Consider the following 16834-nt stretch of genomic DNA (forward strand, 5'->3'; position numbering starts at 1 on the left):
CGCGAAGGCCCGCCGCGCCGCGCGCGGCACGCCGGCGCCCGCGCCGCTGCACGCCACCTACAACAATGCAGGCAACCAGGGAGGAGAACAATCATGACGACCCCGAACATGATGCCCGTGCGGCGCGACATCCGTTTCGCGCTGCCCCCCGAACGCGCGCGCGACTGGCACGTGCAGGGCGTACCGGTCACGCACTTCATGAACGCGCTGTCGCTGCTGTTCCCGGCCGGCGAACGCTTCTTCATGGATTCGGTGCGCAACTATCGCGACCAGATCGAGGACCCCGAGCTGAAGAAGCAGGTGCTCGGTTTCATCGGCCAGGAAGCGATGCACACGCGCGAGCACATCGAATACAACGACCTGCTGCAGGCGTCCGGCCTGCCCGCGCACAAGCTCGACAAGCGCCTGTGGACGATCCTCGGCTGGTTCAAGAAGGTGCTGCCGCATTCGATGCAGCTCGCGATCACGATCGCGCTCGAGCACTACACGGCGATCCTCGCGAACCAGCTGCTGTCGGGCCACGAGCACCGCATCGACGGCTCGGTCGAAGGCTACCAGCAGATGTGGATGTGGCACGCGATGGAGGAAACCGAGCACAAGGCGGTGTCGTACGACGTGTGGCGCACCGTGATGAAGCCGGGCCTCGGCAGCTACCTGCTGCGCACGGGCACGATGCTGACGACCACCGTGTTCTTCTGGGCCATCGTGTTCGACTTCCACGTGCGGCTGATGCGCGCGCACCGTCGCGAGCACGGCAAGTTCGGCGGCATGTGGCGCCTCGTGAAGTACCTGTACGGCCCCAGGCACGGCGTGTTCCCGAGCATCGCGCGCGAATGGCTCGACTACTTCCGCCCGGGCTTCCACCCGTGGGATCACGACAACCATCAGTACCTGCAGGAGCTCGATACGCTGCTCGAGAACATCGACGCGACCAACGCGCGCTACGCCGCGCAAGCCGCCCCGCGCCGCGTGCCGCTGCACCCGGTTCCGCAGGCATGACGCCATGGCGCGCGCCCACGAGATGCTGACCGTCCAGTCCGGCGACGTGAAACTCGCCGTCTACGCAAGCGGGTCGCGTCGCGCCCCGCCGCTGATCCTCGTGCATGGGTATCCCGATTCGGCGGCCGTGTGGGCGCCGATCCGGGCGCGGCTCGCGAAGCGCTACCGCGTGATCGCGTACGACGTGCGCGGCGCCGGTGCGTCCGATGCGCCGCGCCGCCGTGCCGACTACACGCTCGAGCGGCTCGCAGCCGACCTGAAGGCGGTGGCCGACGCGACCTGCGGCGGCCGGCCGTTCCATCTCGTCGGCCACGACTGGGGGTCGATCCAGTGCTGGGAGGCCGTGACCGACCCCGCGTTCCGCGGCCGGATCGCGTCGTACACGTCGATCTCGGGCCCGTGCCTCGATCACGTGTTCCGCGCGAAGATGCGGCTCAAGCAAAGCCTGAAGTCGTGGTACATCGCGTTCTTCCACCTGCCGCTCGTGCCGTCGCTGGTGTGGCGGCTCGGCGGCGCGGCACTGTGGCCGCGCTGGCTGCAGCTCACCGAGCGCGTGCGTGCGGAGCGCGATCCCGTGCAACTGAAGAACGCGCTGAACGGGCTGCAGCTGTACCGCGCGAACTTCATCGCACGGGCCCGCAAGCCGCGCGAGCGGTATGCGCAGGCGCCCGTGCAGATCCTGGTGCCGGTGCGCGACCGCTACGTGACGCCCGAGATGTCGGTCGACCTCGACCGCTGGCTCGGCGACCACGTGCGCGAGGAAATCGACGGCACGCACTGGATCGTGCTGCGCCACCCCGACCTGATCGCGTCGCGGATCGACCGCTTCGCGTCCGCGCAGGAGCGGCCGGCGCTCGCCCCGGTCGCGGCCCGGGTTCAGCGTGCAGCGGGCGCCGGCGCCGGCAGGCGCCTGAACAGCGTCTCGTAATCGATGACGAGCCCGTCGTCGTCGATCTCCATCTCGGCCGTGAAGTCGCGGAAGATTCCTTCGTAGCGATAGCGCCGGCCCGGCTCGAGGCACGCATAGGCCTGCTTGACCGGCGTGACCTTCAGGTCCGGCGTCGAGATGTACGCGACGTCGATCGGCCGCCGCTCACCGCGCGCGAGCCCGAGGCGGCCGATCGGCAGCGAATTCGTGAACGGCGTCGCCGCGATGTCGATGTCGATGCAACCGTCGAGTTCCGGCAGTGCGCGGCCCGAGCCGTCGCGCCAGTGGCCGGCGCCGTCGCCGCGCAATTCGAGCGTGCCGCCGCCCATCACCTTGAGCACCGCATAGGTCACGCGCCAGTGCGCGTCGCACTCGACGCGATACGCGAGCCCGTACGCACGGCCATACCGCTGGCCGACCACCGCGCTTTCGACGACGATCCCGCCGCCGCTCCGGTCGAACGTCAGATGTTCGACCCCGTCGCCTTCGAGCGACGCCCAACGCACTTCACGCATCTCTCCGCCTCCCGGTATTCCCGATGCGAGGCATCGTCGCACGAATCGCCCGACGAAAGTGCCGGCCATCGCCAGGATTCGAGTCCCGAGCGGGACAGCCCGCCGAAAGCGCCAACGGCGCGGCGTTCGGGCACGAATCGACCTCCGGATTCACCGTTTCGGGGCATCGACCACAAATCCTGACTATCCAGAATTCCCTATTCCGGTGCATCGGATTGTGTCCTATGCTCGCGGCTCGTCCTGTTCCGCCGCCATCATGCCTACCGCCCGCCCCGTCCCGCCGTCGATCGACCTGCGTATCTTGCTGCGCGGCATCGGGCAGATCGTGCTGCAGGCGAATGCGCTCACCGGCGCGCTGCTGCTCGCCGCGCTGGCGCTGACCGACCTGCGGCTCGCGAGCGCGGCGGTGGTCGGCTCGGCCGCCGCCAGCATGACGGCCGTGCTGACGGGCGCCGAGCGCCGCGACGTCGAACAGGGGCTGCACGGCTTCAACGGCGCGCTCGCCGCGCTGATCGCCGTGCTGTTCGCGCCCCATCAACTCGCGGCCATCGTGCTGGGGCCGCTGGCCTCGGTCGGCGCAGCACTCGTGCAGCGCGCGATGCGCGTGCCGCTCGCGCGCTGGCGGCAGTGCCCGTATTCGAGCCCGTGCCTCGTCGTTACCGCGCTATGGTTTCCGTTTGTCGCATTGCAGCAGGCAGGCGGCGCGACGGCCGGCCCGGCGCTGACGTTTTCATCCGCGGCCGACGCGCTGCTCTCGGGCATCGCGCAGACCACTTTCGCGCAAGGCGCATGGGCCGGCGCGCTGATCGTCGCCGGCCTTGCCGTCGCGTCCCGCCGCGCGGCCGCATTCGCATTCGGCGGCGCACTGGTGTCGACCGTGCTGCTGGTCGCGCTCGGCGCGAGCGGCGCATCGTTCGCCGACGGCCTGCTCGGCTTCAACGGCGCGCTCGCCGCACTCGCGCTGATACCGCGCGGCCCGCGCGCGGCGCTCGCGGCCGCCGCACTCGCCGCGCTGATCCAGTGGCTCGCGACGCGCGCCGGCATTCCCGCGTTCACGGCCCCGTTCGCGCTCGCGTCGTGGGTCACGGTGATCGTCGCGCGCCGCTTCACCTTCGGAGAACCCGATGTCGTCATTCGCACACCGTCCTGATGCCGTGAAACCCGGCGGCCCGATCTCGGACGCCGAACGCCGGATGCGCGTCGACCTCGCCGCCGCGTACCGGCTCGTCGCGCTGAACGGCTGGGACGACCTGATCTACACGCACCTGTCCGCGACCGTGCCCGGCGAGCCCGGCCACTTCCTGATCAACCCGTTCGGCCTCACGTTCGACGAAGTCCGCGCGTCGAATCTCGTGAAGATCGACCTGGCCGGCAACCGGATCGGCGACAGCGAGCATGCGGTCAACGTGACGGGCTTCGCGCTGCACGCGGCCGTGCATGCCGCGCGCGCCGACGCGGTGTGCGTGATGCATCTGCACAATACGGCCGGCATCGCCGTGTCGATCCAGCGCGACGGGCTGCTGCCCGTGTCGCAACACGCGCTGCGGTTTCATGGCGACCTCGCGTACCACGACTACGAGGCGCTCGCGTTCTCGCCGGCCGAAGGCACGCGGCTGACCGCGAGCCTCGGCGCGAAATCCGCGATGCTGCTGCGCAACCACGGCACGCTGACGGTCGGCCGGACCGTGGCCGAAGCCTATGTGCTGATGGATACGCTGATCAAGGCGTGCGATATCCAGATGCGCGCGCAGGCCGGCGGCGGGCCGCTCGTGCTGCCCGCCCCGGCCGTCGCCGACCGAACCGCCGAACAGCTGCGCGACGGCGGCGCGATCGAGGGCGAACTGGAATGGCCGGCGCTGCTGCGCCGGCTCGACCGGATCGATCCGACGTATCGCGACTGACGCCGCCGGCGCCCAACGCTTCATTCATCCCAACCATCGGAGCACTCCGTCATGCCGACTTTCAATATCCAGCTCTTCGAAGGCCGCACCGTCGACCAGAAGCGCGCATTCGTCGAAGCCATCACGCGCGTCACGTGCGAGACACTCGGCTGCGAACCGGGCTCGGTCGACATCATTCTCACCGACGTGAAGAAGGAGAACTGGGCGACGGCCGGGAAGCTGTGGAGCGACGAGCGCTGAGCAGCCTCCTCATCTAGACTGCGTGCTACCGGATCACGATAGCGCGCAGCCTTCGTTTCTGTGCCGCAGGTCCGTCGTCACGCTCATGTCGCCCTCTCCAAACACTTAGTTATCCCGATATATTCACGTTGACATCGAGCACAACAAAAATCACGATGCCACATTCGACAAGCTAGCCAGCCAATCACCGTTCACCGGTATTACCGCCAGCAATGAATCCGGGCATGACACCACACTTCGGATTCAAATTCTGGAACTGCGTCGACAGCTGCAACGCGTTGGCAGGATGTTAACAAGGTGAGCACATGATTACAGACAAGCAAGTCGCAACCGCCCTGAACGATATGGTCTTACAAATGGGGGCTGATCTCGATCGCTCTCTACTGGCAGTCAAGGCATCCTGCCCGGATGCCGAATTCATTGCCTATCGCGAATTCGTTTCTTCTCTGTTGAACACGATGCTGCTTGATTTCATGAACCCGCTCTACAAACGGCATCCCGACCTGAAGCCGCCAGAACTGACCTGACCGGCACGCTGCAGCGCCCGCGACGGGCGCTGCACGCGGCCTCCTCCAGCCGCCCCTCGTTGTGCGCCCGCACATCGCTTTGTCACGCAATCGGCGCATAATGCCGGACAGACGCAGCAGCCGATGGCCACCCGACGAGGAGACCGCCATGGAAGCGAAGAACGAGGAAGTCGTCGCACACCTGCTCTCGGACGTCGTCGAATTCGCGCGCGGGCGCCTGCCCGAAGCCACGTTCCGGATCGTCGAACCCTTCCTGCGTCACTACTACGATTTCGTCGATGCCGACGATCTGCAAAGCCGCAGCATCGCCGATCTCTACGGCGCCGCGATGGCGCACTGGCAGACCGCCCAGAAATTCGTGCCCGGCAGCGAGCGGCTGCGCGTGTACAACCCGATCCTCGAACAGCACGGCTGGCATTCCGATCACACGGTCATCGAGATCGTCAACGACGACATGCCGTTCCTCGTCGACTCGGTGTCGATGGCCGTCAACCGCCTCGGGCTCGCGCTGCATTCGGCGTTGCACCCGGTATTCCGCATCTGGCGCGGTCGCGACGGCGGCATCGAGCGCGTCGACGCGGGCGGCGCGACACCCGGCGACGGCCAGTCGCAGCTCGCGTCGTTCATCCATTTCGAAGTCGATCGCTGCGGCGATGCCGCGCTGCTCAACACGTTGCGCAACGACATCGCGCACGTGCTCGGCGACGTGCGCGCGTCGGTGGAAGACTGGCCGAAGATCGTCGAGATCGCGCGCGCGACGATCAAGGAAATGAAGGCGCGCGAATCGACCGCGGAAGACATCGAGGCGCGCGCGTTCCTCGAATGGATGGCCGCCGATCACTTCACGTTCCTCGGCCAGCGCGACTACGCGCTGGTATCGGACGGCACGGGCTTCGGGCTGCGCGGCATCGAAGGCACCGGCTTCGGCATCCTGCGCGAATCGCTGCGCACGTCGGGCGCGCCCGACGTCACGCCGCTGCCGCAGGCCGCCGCCGACATCATCACCGGCTCCTGGCCGATCTTCCTGACCAAGGCGAATTCGCGCGCAACCGTGCACCGGCCCGGCTATCTCGACTACGTCGGCGTGAAGCTCGTCGGCCCCGACGGCAAGGTCGCGGGCGAGCGCCGCTTCATCGGGCTCTACACGTCGACCGCGTACATGGTGTCGAGCGCCGAGATCCCGATCGTGCGCCGCAAGTGCGCGAACATCGTGCGGCGTGCCGGCTTTTTGCCGAAGGGGCACCTCGGCAAGTCGCTCGTGACGGTGCTCGAAACCTACCCGCGCGACGAGCTGTTCCAGGCCGACGAAGACCAGCTCTACGACATCGCGCTCGGCATCCTGCGGCTGCAGGAACATCAGCGCACGCGCCTGTTCGTGCGGCGCGACCGCTTCGACCGCTTCGTGTCGTGCCTCGTGTTCGTGCCGCGCGACAAGTACAACACCGACCTGCGCCGGCGCATCGCGAAGCTGCTCATCGACGCGTACAACGGCGTGAACGTCGAGTTCACGCCGCTGCTGTCGGAATCGGCGATCGCGCGCATTCATTTCGTCGTGCACGCGGAACCGGGCACGATGCCCGACGTCGACACGCGCGAGCTCGAAACGCGGCTCGTGCAGGTCACGCGCCGCTGGCAGGACGATCTCGCCGACGCGCTGCTCGACGCATTCGGCGAAGAGCAAGGCAACCGCCTGCTGCAGCGCTATGCCGATTCGTTCCCGGCCGGCTATCGCGACGACTATCCGGCGCGCACGGCCGTGCGCGACATCGAGCTGATCGAGCGCGTGAAGGATTCGGGGCAGCTCGCGATGAACCTGTACCGGCCGATCGAGGCCGAGGCGCGCGCGTTCCGCTTCAAGGTCTATCGCGCGGGCGACCCGATCGCGCTGTCGCGCAGCCTGCCGATGCTCGAGCATCTCGGCGTGCGCGTCGACGAGGAGCGGCCGTACCGGATCCAGACGCAGGACGCCGCGCATGCATGGGTACACGACTTCGGCCTCGAGCTCGCCGACGACACCGAATTCGACATCGAGCGCGTGAAGGGCCTGTTCGAGGATGCGTTCGACCAGATCTGGAGCGGCCGGATCGAGAACGACGACTTCAACCGCCTCGTGCTGCGCGCCCACCTGAGCGCACGCGAAGTGACGATCCTGCGCGCGTATGCGAAGTACCTGCGGCAAGTCGGCTCGACCTTCAGCGACGCGTATATCGAGCGCGCGCTGACCGGCAACCCGGCGATCGCGCGGCAGCTCGTCGAGCTGTTCCTGCTGCGTTTCGACCCGGCCACCGGCGACACGCGCGACGTGCAGGCCGAGCGGCGGCTGAAGGCGATCGAAGGCGCGCTCGACCAGGTGCCGAACCTCGACGAGGACCGCATCCTGCGCCAGTTCCTCGGCGTGATCAATGCGACCGAGCGCACGAACTACTTCCTCGCCGATGCGAACGGCGAATCGAAACCGTACCTGTCGTTCAAGTTCAATCCGGCGAAGGTGCCGGGCCTGCCCGAACCGAAGCCGATGTTCGAGATCTGGGTGTATTCGCCGCGTGTCGAGGGCGTGCACCTGCGCGGCGGACGCGTCGCGCGCGGCGGCCTGCGCTGGTCGGATCGACGCGAGGATTTCCGCACCGAAGTGCTCGGGCTGATGAAGGCGCAGATGGTGAAGAACGTCGTGATCGTGCCGGTCGGCTCGAAAGGCGGCTTCGTCGTGAAGAACCCGCCGCCGCCGAGCGATCGCGAAGCGTGGATGCGCGAAGGCATCGCGTGCTACCAGACCTTCCTGCGCGGCCTGCTCGACCTGACCGACAACCTCGTCGGCAACGCGATCGTGCCGCCGCCCGACGTCGTGCGTCACGATCCGGATGACCCGTATCTGGTCGTCGCCGCCGACAAGGGCACGGCCACCTTCTCCGACTACGCGAACGCGATCTCGCACGAATACGGCTTCTGGCTCGACGACGCGTTTGCATCCGGCGGCTCGGTCGGCTACGACCACAAGAAGATGGCGATCACCGCGCGCGGCGCGTGGGAATCGGTGAAGCGGCACTTCCGCGAGATGGGCATCGATACGCAGACGACCGATTTCACGGTGGTCGGCGTCGGCGACATGTCCGGCGACGTGTTCGGCAACGGGATGCTGCTGTCGCCGCATATCCGGCTGGTCGCCGCGTTCGATCACCGGCACGTGTTCCTCGACCCGAACCCCGATCCCGCGACGAGCTTCGCCGAGCGCGCGCGCATGTTCGCGCTCGAACGCTCGAGCTGGGCCGACTACGATCCGGCATCGATCTCGTCGGGCGGCGGCGTCTACCCGCGCACCGCGAAGACGATCCCGCTGTCGCCGGCCGTGCAGGCCGCGCTCGGCATCGACGCGCATGCGCTGCCTCCGGCCGAGCTGATCCGCGCGATCCTGCAGGCGCCGGTCGACCTGCTGTACAACGGCGGGATCGGCACCTACGTGAAAGCCGCGCGCGAAACCCACCTGCAGGTCGGCGACCGCGCGAACGACGCGGTGCGCGTGAACGGCGCGGACCTGCGCTGCAAGGTGGTCGGCGAAGGCGGCAACCTCGGCTGCACGCAGTTCGGCCGGATCGAGTTCGCGCAGCGCGGCGGCCGCATCAACACCGATGCGATCGACAACTCGGCCGGCGTCGATTGTTCGGATCACGAAGTCAACATCAAGATCCTGCTCGGGCTCGTCGTGTCCGACGGCGAGATGACCGAGAAGCAGCGCAACGCGCGGCTCGCGGAAATGACCGACGAAGTCGGGCTGCTCGTGCTGCGCGACAACTACTACCAGACGCAGGCGCTGTCGATCGCCGGGCGCTACGCGGTCGAGCTGCTCGATGCCGAAGCGCGCCTGATGCGCTGGCTCGAACGCGCGGGCCGCCTGAACCGCGTGATCGAATTCCTGCCGACCGACGACGAAGTCGCCGAACGGCAGGCCGCGAAGCTCGGCCTCACGTCGCCGGAACGCGCGGTGCTGCTCGCGTACAGCAAGATGTGGCTGTACGACGCGCTGCTCGAATCCGACGTGCCCGAGGATCCGCTGGTGGCCGCGATGCTCGTCGACTACTTCCCGAAGCCGCTGCAGCAGCGCTTCAGCGAACCGATGCGCCGCCATCCGCTGCGCCGCGAGATCCTCGCGACGCACCTGACCAACGCGCTCGTGAACCGCGTCGGCTGCGCGTTCGTGCACCGGCTGATGGAGGAGACCGACGCGAAACCCGGCGACATCGTGCGGGCGTGCATCATGGCGCGCGACGTGTTCGACCTCGATGCGGTGTGGCGTGATATCGACGCGCTCGACAACCGCGTCGCCGACGACGTGCAGGCGCGCATGTTCGTCGACGTCGCGCGGCTGCTGGAACGCGCGGCGCTGTGGTTCCTGCGGCATCTGCAGTCCGGCGCGGTGGCCGATGGTGGCGTCACCGAGCTGATCGCGCGCTGCCGCGACGCGGCGGAGCGGCTCGCGCCGCAACTGCCGTCGCTGCTGCCGGCCGACGATCTCGAGGCGCTGTCCGAGCGGCAGCGCGTGCTGGTCGAAGCCGGTGTCGACAGCGCGCTCGCGGTGCGCGTCGCAAGCGGCGACATCTCGGCCGCGCTGCTCGACATCGCCGAAGTGGCCGCGACCAGCAACCGCAGTCTCGAACTCGTCGCGGGCGTCTATTTCTCGCTCGGCACGCTGCTTAACTACAGCTGGATCGGCGAGCGCGCGGCGACGCTGCCGACGCCGACACACTGGGACATGCTGGCGCGCGCGGCCGCGCTCGCGGAAGTCGCGCGCCTCAAGCGCACGCTGGCGTCGAGCGCACTCGCGGAATCGCCGGATTCGACTACGCCGGAGACGATCGTCGGCGCATGGCGCGCGCGCCGCGAAGCCGCGCTCGTGCGCTACGAGCACCTGCTCGCGGACCTGCGCGCGTCGGGCGGCGCGAGCCTCGCGGTGCTGCTCGTGGTCGTGCGGGAAATGGCCGTGCTCGAACGGGCGTGATGGTCGCTGCGGTTGCCGTGGTCGCTATGGTCGCTATGGTCCCAACACCTCAGACCGTCGCGACCAGCAGCTCTTCCGCGTTGTTCGGCGGCCGCAGGCCGTCGGTGCGATCGGCGAAGTAACGGCACGTCAGTTCGGCGGCCGATACGTGCGCGGCCTCTGCGAAACCGGCCTCACGCGCGAGCGCCTGGATCTGCGCCGGCATGAAGAAGCTGATGAACGGCGTGCCGCTGGCGCGCGCGCCCTTCGCGGCCATTTCCAGCCCGGGGCGCACGTCCGGATCCGCATGCTCCAGCGGCAACAGGAACGTCATCGCGAGCGTCGAGCCCGGCGCGAGCGACGCGACTTCGCGCAACGCGGCCGCATTCGCTTCGTGCGTCAGGTACATGCTGACGCCGGTCGACACCACGACCGCCGGCTTGCCGGCATCGAAGCCCGCGCCGACCAGCGCAGCACGCCACGACTGTTTCGCCTCGAAATCGACCGGCACGAAACGCAGCCAGTCGGGCACGCCGAAGCCCAGCTCGACCAGGCGGCGCTGCTTCCAGGCCTGCGGCGCGGGCGGGTCGACTTCGAACACGGTCACGCGCGACGCCATCTCCGGCCGACGCTGCACGAAGCTGTCGAGGCCCGCGCCGAGGATCACGTACTGGCTCACGCCGCGCACGGCCTGTTCGACTACGAGATCCTCGATGAAGCGCGCCCGCGCGACGATCGACGCGCGGAACGGGCGCGTGAATTGCGGATCCATGTCGCCGCGCTGCTGCCAGCCGGGTTCCGGTGCGAGCAGTTGCAGCCCGACTTCGTCGGCGAGCACGTGCGGCGGCGCATCGAGTTTGACGTGCAGCGCCCGCCACAGCGCAACGCGTGCGGCCGTGCTGTCGGGGGCGCTTTCTCGGGGTTCGGTCATGATCGCCTCACGCGCCCTGCTTGCCCGGCGCCTGCAGACGCCATACGCGGCCGTCCGGATCGCGCACGGTCATGTCGCGCGTGCCCCAGTGGGTGTCTTCGAACGGCGTGACGACGTCGACGATCGGCTGCGGCTGCACCGCCTGCTCATCCGCCACCTTGAGCACGACCTGCAGGTCCGGCGTCTCACTCGGCGGCACTTCGGCGATGAACAGAAAGGGACCGTCGCCGCTGCGCAGCTGGCCAGAGTGGTGATCGGTTTCGAACTCCAGCTTGAAGCCCAGCGCCTGGAAGAACTTCGCCGACTTGCCCCAGTTGTGCGTCGTCAGGTACACGGCTTCGATTCGCTCGGATGACATGTCACTCCTCCTTGGTGGACGGCCCCGCGCCCGGCGGCGGCGCGGCCAGGTACGCGCGCAATGCGTCGGCCACCAGCGCGGACAGCGATTGCTCCGTTTCGATGGCGCGATGCTTGACCTGCCGGATCAGGCCGAGCGGCAGGTATACGTTGAACTGCTTCACTTCTTCATCGGTCATGGTTGCTAGTATGCTAGCAATCTAGCAAAAGTCAATCGCAGGCGCGACCCGTGGGTGCGGGCCGCCGTTGGCGATCGGTCGTGAATCCGGGTTACGCGGAGGCGCGCGCCGCCAGTCGCACAAACAGCGCGTCGAGATCGAATCCCGTCGTGTCGATGCCGATCGTGTCGCGCAGGCACGCGCCCCAAGCGGCCGCATCGTCGAACGTGACGGTGCGCCCGACGCCCGCCGCGTCACGGATCGTCAGCGTGGTGTTGCGCAGCGCGGCACGGCCGTCGGGCAGCACGCGGCAGGCGATCAGGTTATGCAGGAAGATCGATTCGGGATACGTCGACGTGAACCAGTTCGCGGCGTCGTAATCGATCCACTCGACCCGCTTCGGCTGGAAGCGATAGGTGGTCTGCCAGCCGTCGGGCGTCTCGATCTGCATGTCGAACTCACCGTCGACCGGCGCGGCGACGACGCGGAACGCGCCGTGCGGCGTCAGTTGCCGCTCGTCCGGCACGAAACGCAGCGGCGCGGTGAGCGTCGCGCTGCCGAAGCCGATGTCCGCGAGCCAGGCCGCGCCGTCGAGATCGATGCGCAGCAGCATGTGCGTATGCGCGGTGGCGACTTCCGGCGGCAGCATCCAGCGCACGCGCGCGATCATCGGCGTCACGCGAAAGCCGATCGCCGTGAGCGCGGTGTAGAACAGCTTGTTGAGTTCGAAGCAGTAGCCGCCGCGGCGATGCGCGAGCACCTTGTCGACGATCGACGGCAGGTCGAGCGCGACGCGCGCGCCGGTCAGCGGATTGAGGTTTTCGAACGGAATCGCCTGCGGGTGCAGCAGATGCAGCCGGCGCAGCACGTCGAGCGTCGGCTCGACCGGGCCGTCGTAGCCGATGCGGGAGAAATAGCGCGAGAGGTCAAACGAGTCTGTCATGAACCTGCACCGAAAAAAGGGACACGCCACGATAGCATCGTGCGCAATCCCCATGTTGGGCGGGGTCATCTTCGTGTCGCGCGCGATGCCGGCACCGCATCGCGCACGGCCCCGCGCAACGTTACGGCAGCAGCTTCAGCGCGGACGATGCGACCGACGGCACCGAAATGCCCTGGCTCGTCGCGAACTGCACGGCCTGGCTGAGCGTCGTCGCGAGCGACTGCAACTGGCCCGGCGCGCTTTGCGCGATATACGACGCAGCCTGCATGTTCTGCGGATTCAGGCCCGACTGCAACAGCGACGCCGCGCTCGTCGAGCCGAGATTGCCGAGCCCCGACTGCAATTGCGAATACTGCGTGAGCCCCTGCCCGAGCGACGCGAGCCCGTTGCTGAATGCCTGCTTGTCGATCGGGCCGTGCGTCGCACCGCCGCTCGCGAAGGCCTGGCCGAGCGCCTGCGATACCGATTGCTGCGCGCCGCCCATCTGCGACAGCGCGGCCGGCGTCAGCGCATTGCCGCCGGCGAGCTGGCTCGCGGCCTGCTGCGCCTGCCCGGCAGCACCGGTCAGGCCCATCGCCGACGCGAGCGACGACTGGCCGGTCAGCACCTGCTGGTTCGCACCGACATAGGCCTGCAGCAATTGCGCGACGCCGCCCTGCGTGGGCGCCGCCTGCTGCTGCCCGCCGCCGAGCAGCGACGCGCCGATCGACTGCAGGTCGAGCTGCGCGTGCGCGGTGCCGCTTGCGAGAATGCCGAACGCGATGCATGCCGAGGCCAGGTGCCGGCCCGTCGCGCGAATCTGCTTCATGTGTTGTCCTCGTGCCCGAATGGTTGAGCCCGATATTGTCGAAGCGCGCCGCGCGCGGCCGCAACGACTGAAACACATCGAAACGAAATCACGGTGCCCGGCCGCTTGCAATTGCGCGCGTCACGTACGTGCTCGAGGGAATTCTTCCGCGATTGTGTGCGATTTCGCGCGGGGGCTGGAATTCGTTCGCGTGCCGCATGAATGGCGATGGCGGCAGAGGTTGGCAAAGTGAGGCGGCCGGTGGTCGGCCACCCGCTTTCGGCTTTCGGCCAGCGCCGCGCTACGCAGCCATCCACGCCGGCAACCGCCCGCCGACCCAGTCAGCCGCCTGCTCGTAGCCGCGTGCAAGCTGCAACACGGCGAGATCAGCGCGCGGACGCCCGATCAGCTGCATCCCCATCGGCAGCCCCGCGTCGTTGAAGCCGACCGGCACGCTGATCACCGGGCAGCCGGCCAGCGTCCACGGCACGACCGTTTCCATCCAGCGGTGATAGGTATCCATCGCACGGCCCGCGATCTCCTTCGGCCAGCGCTGGTCGACGTCGAACGGGAACACCTGCGCGGTCGGCGCCGCGATGAAGTCGTAGCGGTCGAAGAAGCTGAGCACGGCCTGATGCCACGCGGTGCGCTCGACGCTCGCGTCGAACACGGCCGCACCCTGCATCGCGAGCAGCCCCTCGACCTCGTAGATCGCCTCGGGCTTCAGCAGCGCGCGCCGCGCCGGGTCGCGATAGTGCGCAAGCAGCCCGCCGCCGGACAGCAGGTGCCGGTGCGCGAGCCACAGGCGCCAGATCCGGTCGGGCGCGAACGCCGGCAACGCAGCATCGACGTCGCAGCCGATCTCGCGCAGCGTCGCCAGCCCCTGCTCGCACAGCGCGAGCACGCCCGCCTCGGTCGCGAGATAGCCGTTCCAGTCGCCGACCCACGCGATGCGCTTGCCGCGCAGATCGGCGTCGAGCGGCTGCGCGAACACGGCCGGATCGTCCGCGAGCGACAGCGGATCGTTGCGGTCGTAGCCCGCCTGGATCGCGAGCAGTTGCGCGACGTCGCCGACCGTACGGCCCATCGGCCCTTCGATGCCGAGCTGCTGCACGAACACGTCGACGCCCGGCCAACGCGGCACGCGGCCCTGCGACGGACGGAAGCCGTAGATATTGCAGAACGCGGCCGGATTGCGCAGCGAGCCGCCGAAATCGCTGCCGTCCGCCACCGGCAGCATCCGCGACGCAAGCGCCGCCGCCGTGCCGCCGCTGCTGCCGCCCGCGCTCTTCGTCAGGTCGTACGGGTTGCGCGTCGCGCCGTACACCTCGTTGAACGTATGCGAGCCGAGCCCGAATTCGGGCGTGTTGGTCTTGCCGATGAAGATCGCGCCGGCTGCGCGCATCCGCGCCACGCCCACGGAATCGGCCTGCGGCACGTTTTCGCGGAAGATCGGCGAGCCGTAGGTCGTCCGCAGCCCCTTCGTCATCGCCAGATCCTTCGGCGCCTGCGGCATCCCGTGCATCCAGCCGTGGTACTCGCCGCGCGCCAGTGCGGCATCCTTTTCCGCGGCTTCGGCGAGCAGCGCGTCGCGATCGCGCAGCGCGACGATCGCGTTGACCGCGCCGTTCACGCGCTCGACGTGATCGAGGTACGCGCGCATCGTCTCGACGCACGACACGGCCTTGCCGCGGATCGCCGACGCGAGCTCGCCCGCCGACAGGCGCACGATCGGGTCGACGGGGATGGAAGCGGGAGCGAGAAGCTGCGGGGCGCCGTGCGGCATGCGGAGTCTCCTGGAATCGGAATGGAATGGCGGGCCGCATGGCGGCGGTCGCGCCCGAACCGGCCGGGAGCGGCCGCGCCGCGGCCGATGCACTACTCTACGCGACGCCGGATCGGCGACCTCCGATATTTTCCGCCGCGATTCATTGCGGTTCCGACTGAATCGGGGCGGCGGGCCACGCTTCGCGCGCGCTGCTCAGGTCGATGAAATCGTTTATGCGCATAAACTTAAATTTCTTATATTTCTATTAGGCGCGGCACGACGCGGCACGTGTTGACGACATTTTTACGCGGTCGTCCGTTCTCTTTAGATCGTTCGGTTCGGCGGCACGCTACGCTGGAATCATCTCGTTTCCTGGACAACGTCCATGCTCAAGCTGCTGGTTCCGGTCGGCCACTCTCCCCGCTCGCTTCAGGCGGTTCGCCACGCGACGTTCCTGTATCGCGAACGATGCGCGTCGGAAATCGTGCTGATCAACGTCCAGGCGCCGCTCGAATCGACGCGGCTGGAGGCCTACTATCCGCTGTCGCGGCTGCGTTCGATCGAGGAGAAGTTCGCGTCCGACGATCTGGCCATGGCCGAGCGGATCCTGCGGGAAGCCGGCGTCCAGTACAGCGTCGTGATGAAGGTCGGCCCGGTGGCCGATACGATCGCGTCCGTGGCAGCCGAGACGGGTTGCGACGAGATCGTGGTCGTCGCGCCGCGGCACGATCCGTTGCATGCGCTGATGTCGGTGTTCCGCCGCAGCGTGATGAGCCGGCTGGTGCGGATTTCGAATGTGCCGGTGACGGCCGTGCAATGACGGGATGACGCGCGGCGACGCGTCGAAGGCCCGTTCGCTGACGGGCCCCGGGTTTGCAACGAGCGGTGCGACACGTGTGCCGTTACCGCTCACCCGTGTTGCATCGGCGTTCATGCAGCGCTTAGTCGATGACCTTGCGCCAGAACACGAAATAGGCGGCGGCCGAAGACGCAACGAGCAGGATGGCCCACAGCGGGGCGAGGCTGATCAGGACGGAAGAGACGTTAAGCATTTGGATTCCTCACTAATTCGACAGCGATGTTCAACACGCACCTGCTTGCCGGAACCGATGCATGCCTCCGCGATCGCGTTCCGTCAAATCATGCATTCATGCTATCGCTTTGAACGGCTGCGCGACCGCCCCCTTCCGTCCGTAACCTGACATTCGTCAAACTCCCGTGAATCGCGCGCCTGTCGCGCAAAAAACCGTCGCACGCATGTGTCGCCGTGCGTCTGGTTGCGCCTGCCACGCGCATAGAAACCGCGCGTTCCCTCCTCCCGCAAACCGCGAAAACGGGACAGGATCACCCGCCGCGCCGTTATTTCAGCAGACGTTTACCGGGGGAACCCCCAAGTGCTTCGTCGAACGGGTCCGCGTTACGCTTGAGCCACGAGGAGACGAACCATGAGACGAGCCGTACATATCGCTGTTTTCGCGCTGCTGGCGTATCTCATTGGCGATCGCGCGATCCTGCACGCGCAGGGCCGCGACACCAGTCCGCTCGCGTGCGAACAAGGCGCCGCGCAAGTGAAGGTCGATGCGCTCGGCCGCGGTTTCGGCGAGGCCGCTGCCAGCAGCCAGAGCGAGGCGTTCATGTCGGGCTGCCTGGTGACGGGGCGCGGCAACCAGGACGTCGCGCTGGCGAACCGCTGATGGGCGTCCGGTGACGCGCAGGCCGCGTTCGGGTCACGACAGCCGAGGCAGAGCCACACACGCCCGCATCCATTCCCGCTTGTCGATCGATGTCGCGACGCATGTCACGGCTGGGAC

The 16834-nt window shown here is 67.9% G+C and carries 16 protein-coding genes and 1 pseudogene; 10 read left to right on the top strand and 7 right to left on the bottom strand.

What is annotated here, in order from left to right:
- The 3 genes and pseudogenes from G3N98_RS18085 to G3N98_RS18095 form a co-directional block, all read left to right on the top strand.
- Nucleotides 1-97 (top strand): annotated as a pseudogene (locus G3N98_RS18085) (short-chain dehydrogenase); the annotation flags it as partial.
- On the top strand, nt 94-999 hold the full coding sequence (locus G3N98_RS18090; RefSeq protein WP_089475122.1) for a metal-dependent hydrolase: 906 nt from the start codon (nt 94-96) through the stop codon (nt 997-999). The pseudogene G3N98_RS18085 and the gene G3N98_RS18090, both read left to right, overlap by 4 nt.
- 4 nt (nt 1000-1003) lie before the next feature.
- Nucleotides 1004-1927 (top strand): alpha/beta fold hydrolase, encoded by a 924-nt coding sequence (locus G3N98_RS18095; RefSeq protein WP_206148809.1) that lies wholly within the window; start codon nt 1004-1006, stop codon nt 1925-1927.
- On the opposite strand, the gene G3N98_RS18100 is transcribed toward G3N98_RS18095, so the two are convergent.
- Nucleotides 1876-2442, bottom strand: a complete 567-nt coding sequence (locus G3N98_RS18100) for a putative glycolipid-binding domain-containing protein (RefSeq protein ID WP_206148810.1) — start codon at nt 2440-2442, stop codon at nt 1876-1878. The genes G3N98_RS18095 and G3N98_RS18100 overlap by 52 nt on opposite strands.
- Before the next feature lie 256 nt (nt 2443-2698).
- Here G3N98_RS18100 and G3N98_RS18105 point away from each other — a divergent pair, with 256 nt between their 5' ends.
- The 5 genes from G3N98_RS18105 (at nt 2699) to G3N98_RS18125 (ending at nt 10100) form a co-directional block, all read left to right on the top strand.
- Entirely contained in the window at nt 2699-3592 is an 894-nt protein-coding gene (locus G3N98_RS18105; protein WP_206148811.1) for an urea transporter, read from the top strand.
- Complete coding sequence (locus G3N98_RS18110) at nt 3567-4343, top strand: class II aldolase/adducin family protein (protein ID WP_206148812.1); 777 nt, start codon at nt 3567-3569, stop codon at nt 4341-4343. The genes G3N98_RS18105 and G3N98_RS18110 overlap by 26 nt, the downstream gene beginning before the upstream one ends.
- 51 nt (nt 4344-4394) lie before the next feature.
- A complete protein-coding gene (locus G3N98_RS18115) occupies nt 4395-4583 on the top strand; it encodes a 4-oxalocrotonate tautomerase (RefSeq protein WP_039344138.1) in 189 nt (62 codons plus the stop codon).
- A gap of 305 nt (nt 4584-4888) precedes the next feature.
- Nucleotides 4889-5110, top strand: a complete 222-nt coding sequence (locus G3N98_RS18120) for a hypothetical protein (protein WP_206148813.1) — start codon at nt 4889-4891, stop codon at nt 5108-5110.
- A gap of 148 nt (nt 5111-5258) precedes the next feature.
- On the top strand, nt 5259-10100 hold the full coding sequence (locus G3N98_RS18125) for an NAD-glutamate dehydrogenase (protein WP_206148814.1): 4842 nt from the start codon (nt 5259-5261) through the stop codon (nt 10098-10100).
- Nucleotides 10101-10149: 49 nt separating this feature from the next.
- Here the strand turns inward: G3N98_RS18125 and G3N98_RS18130 are convergent, their stop codons facing one another.
- The 6 genes from G3N98_RS18130 to G3N98_RS18155 form a co-directional block, all read right to left on the bottom strand.
- On the bottom strand, nt 10150-11010 hold the full coding sequence (locus tag G3N98_RS18130; protein WP_206148815.1) for a class I SAM-dependent methyltransferase: 861 nt from the start codon (nt 11008-11010) through the stop codon (nt 10150-10152).
- A gap of 7 nt (nt 11011-11017) precedes the next feature.
- A complete protein-coding gene (locus G3N98_RS18135) occupies nt 11018-11368 on the bottom strand; it encodes a glyoxalase (protein WP_089475129.1) in 351 nt (116 codons plus the stop codon).
- Nucleotide 11369: 1 nt separating this feature from the next.
- Nucleotides 11370-11546 carry a ribbon-helix-helix domain-containing protein gene (locus G3N98_RS18140; RefSeq protein ID WP_089475130.1) on the bottom strand — a complete coding sequence of 59 codons (177 nt, stop codon included), beginning with the start codon at nt 11544-11546 and terminating at the stop codon, nt 11370-11372.
- Nucleotides 11547-11637: 91 nt separating this feature from the next.
- Nucleotides 11638-12468, bottom strand: a complete 831-nt coding sequence (locus G3N98_RS18145; RefSeq protein ID WP_206148816.1) for an arylamine N-acetyltransferase — start codon at nt 12466-12468, stop codon at nt 11638-11640.
- Between the two features lie 121 nt (nt 12469-12589).
- Complete coding sequence (locus tag G3N98_RS18150) at nt 12590-13276, bottom strand: hypothetical protein (RefSeq protein ID WP_089432892.1); 687 nt, start codon at nt 13274-13276, stop codon at nt 12590-12592.
- A 280-nt stretch (nt 13277-13556) separates the two neighbouring features.
- Entirely contained in the window at nt 13557-15041 is a 1485-nt protein-coding gene (locus G3N98_RS18155; RefSeq protein WP_089496652.1) for an amidase, read from the bottom strand.
- Between the two features lie 367 nt (nt 15042-15408).
- On the opposite strand from G3N98_RS18155, the gene G3N98_RS18160 reads away from it, so the two are divergent.
- The gene (locus G3N98_RS18160) at nt 15409-15843 is read left to right on the top strand and encodes a universal stress protein (protein WP_089475133.1); all 435 of its coding nucleotides are present in this window, start codon (nt 15409-15411) and stop codon (nt 15841-15843) included.
- A 625-nt stretch (nt 15844-16468) separates the two neighbouring features.
- Nucleotides 16469-16717 carry a hypothetical protein gene (locus G3N98_RS18165; protein WP_039344123.1) on the top strand — a complete coding sequence of 83 codons (249 nt, stop codon included), beginning with the start codon at nt 16469-16471 and terminating at the stop codon, nt 16715-16717.
- Nucleotides 16718-16834: the final 117 nt, after the last annotated feature.

This window comes from Burkholderia sp. Tr-20390, from assembly GCF_017104595.1.
GTDB lineage: Bacteria > Pseudomonadota > Gammaproteobacteria > Burkholderiales > Burkholderiaceae > Burkholderia.

What these genes read in the sequence shown, in the direction of transcription:
- G3N98_RS18090 (WP_089475122.1), top strand. Translation starts at nt 94, where the DNA reads ATGACGACCCCGAACATGATGCCCGTGCGGCGCGACATCCGTTTCGCG.
- G3N98_RS18115 (WP_039344138.1), top strand. Translation starts at nt 4,395, where the DNA reads ATGCCGACTTTCAATATCCAGCTCTTCGAAGGCCGCACCGTCGACCAG.
- G3N98_RS18105 (WP_206148811.1), top strand. Translation starts at nt 2,699, where the DNA reads ATGCCTACCGCCCGCCCCGTCCCGCCGTCGATCGACCTGCGTATCTTG.
- G3N98_RS18095 (WP_206148809.1), top strand. Translation starts at nt 1,004, where the DNA reads ATGGCGCGCGCCCACGAGATGCTGACCGTCCAGTCCGGCGACGTGAAA.
- G3N98_RS18155 (WP_089496652.1), bottom strand. Translation starts at nt 15,041, where the DNA reads ATGCCGCACGGCGCCCCGCAGCTTCTCGCTCCCGCTTCCATCCCCGTC.
- G3N98_RS18130 (WP_206148815.1), bottom strand. Translation starts at nt 11,010, where the DNA reads ATGACCGAACCCCGAGAAAGCGCCCCCGACAGCACGGCCGCACGCGTT.
- G3N98_RS18120 (WP_206148813.1), top strand. Translation starts at nt 4,889, where the DNA reads ATGATTACAGACAAGCAAGTCGCAACCGCCCTGAACGATATGGTCTTA.
- G3N98_RS18125 (WP_206148814.1), top strand. Translation starts at nt 5,259, where the DNA reads ATGGAAGCGAAGAACGAGGAAGTCGTCGCACACCTGCTCTCGGACGTC.
- G3N98_RS18165 (WP_039344123.1), top strand. Translation starts at nt 16,469, where the DNA reads ATGAGACGAGCCGTACATATCGCTGTTTTCGCGCTGCTGGCGTATCTC.
- G3N98_RS18150 (WP_089432892.1), bottom strand. Translation starts at nt 13,276, where the DNA reads ATGAAGCAGATTCGCGCGACGGGCCGGCACCTGGCCTCGGCATGCATC.
- G3N98_RS18135 (WP_089475129.1), bottom strand. Translation starts at nt 11,368, where the DNA reads ATGTCATCCGAGCGAATCGAAGCCGTGTACCTGACGACGCACAACTGG.
- G3N98_RS18160 (WP_089475133.1), top strand. Translation starts at nt 15,409, where the DNA reads ATGCTCAAGCTGCTGGTTCCGGTCGGCCACTCTCCCCGCTCGCTTCAG.
- G3N98_RS18100 (WP_206148810.1), bottom strand. Translation starts at nt 2,442, where the DNA reads ATGCGTGAAGTGCGTTGGGCGTCGCTCGAAGGCGACGGGGTCGAACAT.
- G3N98_RS18110 (WP_206148812.1), top strand. Translation starts at nt 3,567, where the DNA reads ATGTCGTCATTCGCACACCGTCCTGATGCCGTGAAACCCGGCGGCCCG.
- G3N98_RS18140 (WP_089475130.1), bottom strand. Translation starts at nt 11,546, where the DNA reads ATGACCGATGAAGAAGTGAAGCAGTTCAACGTATACCTGCCGCTCGGC.
- G3N98_RS18145 (WP_206148816.1), bottom strand. Translation starts at nt 12,468, where the DNA reads ATGACAGACTCGTTTGACCTCTCGCGCTATTTCTCCCGCATCGGCTAC.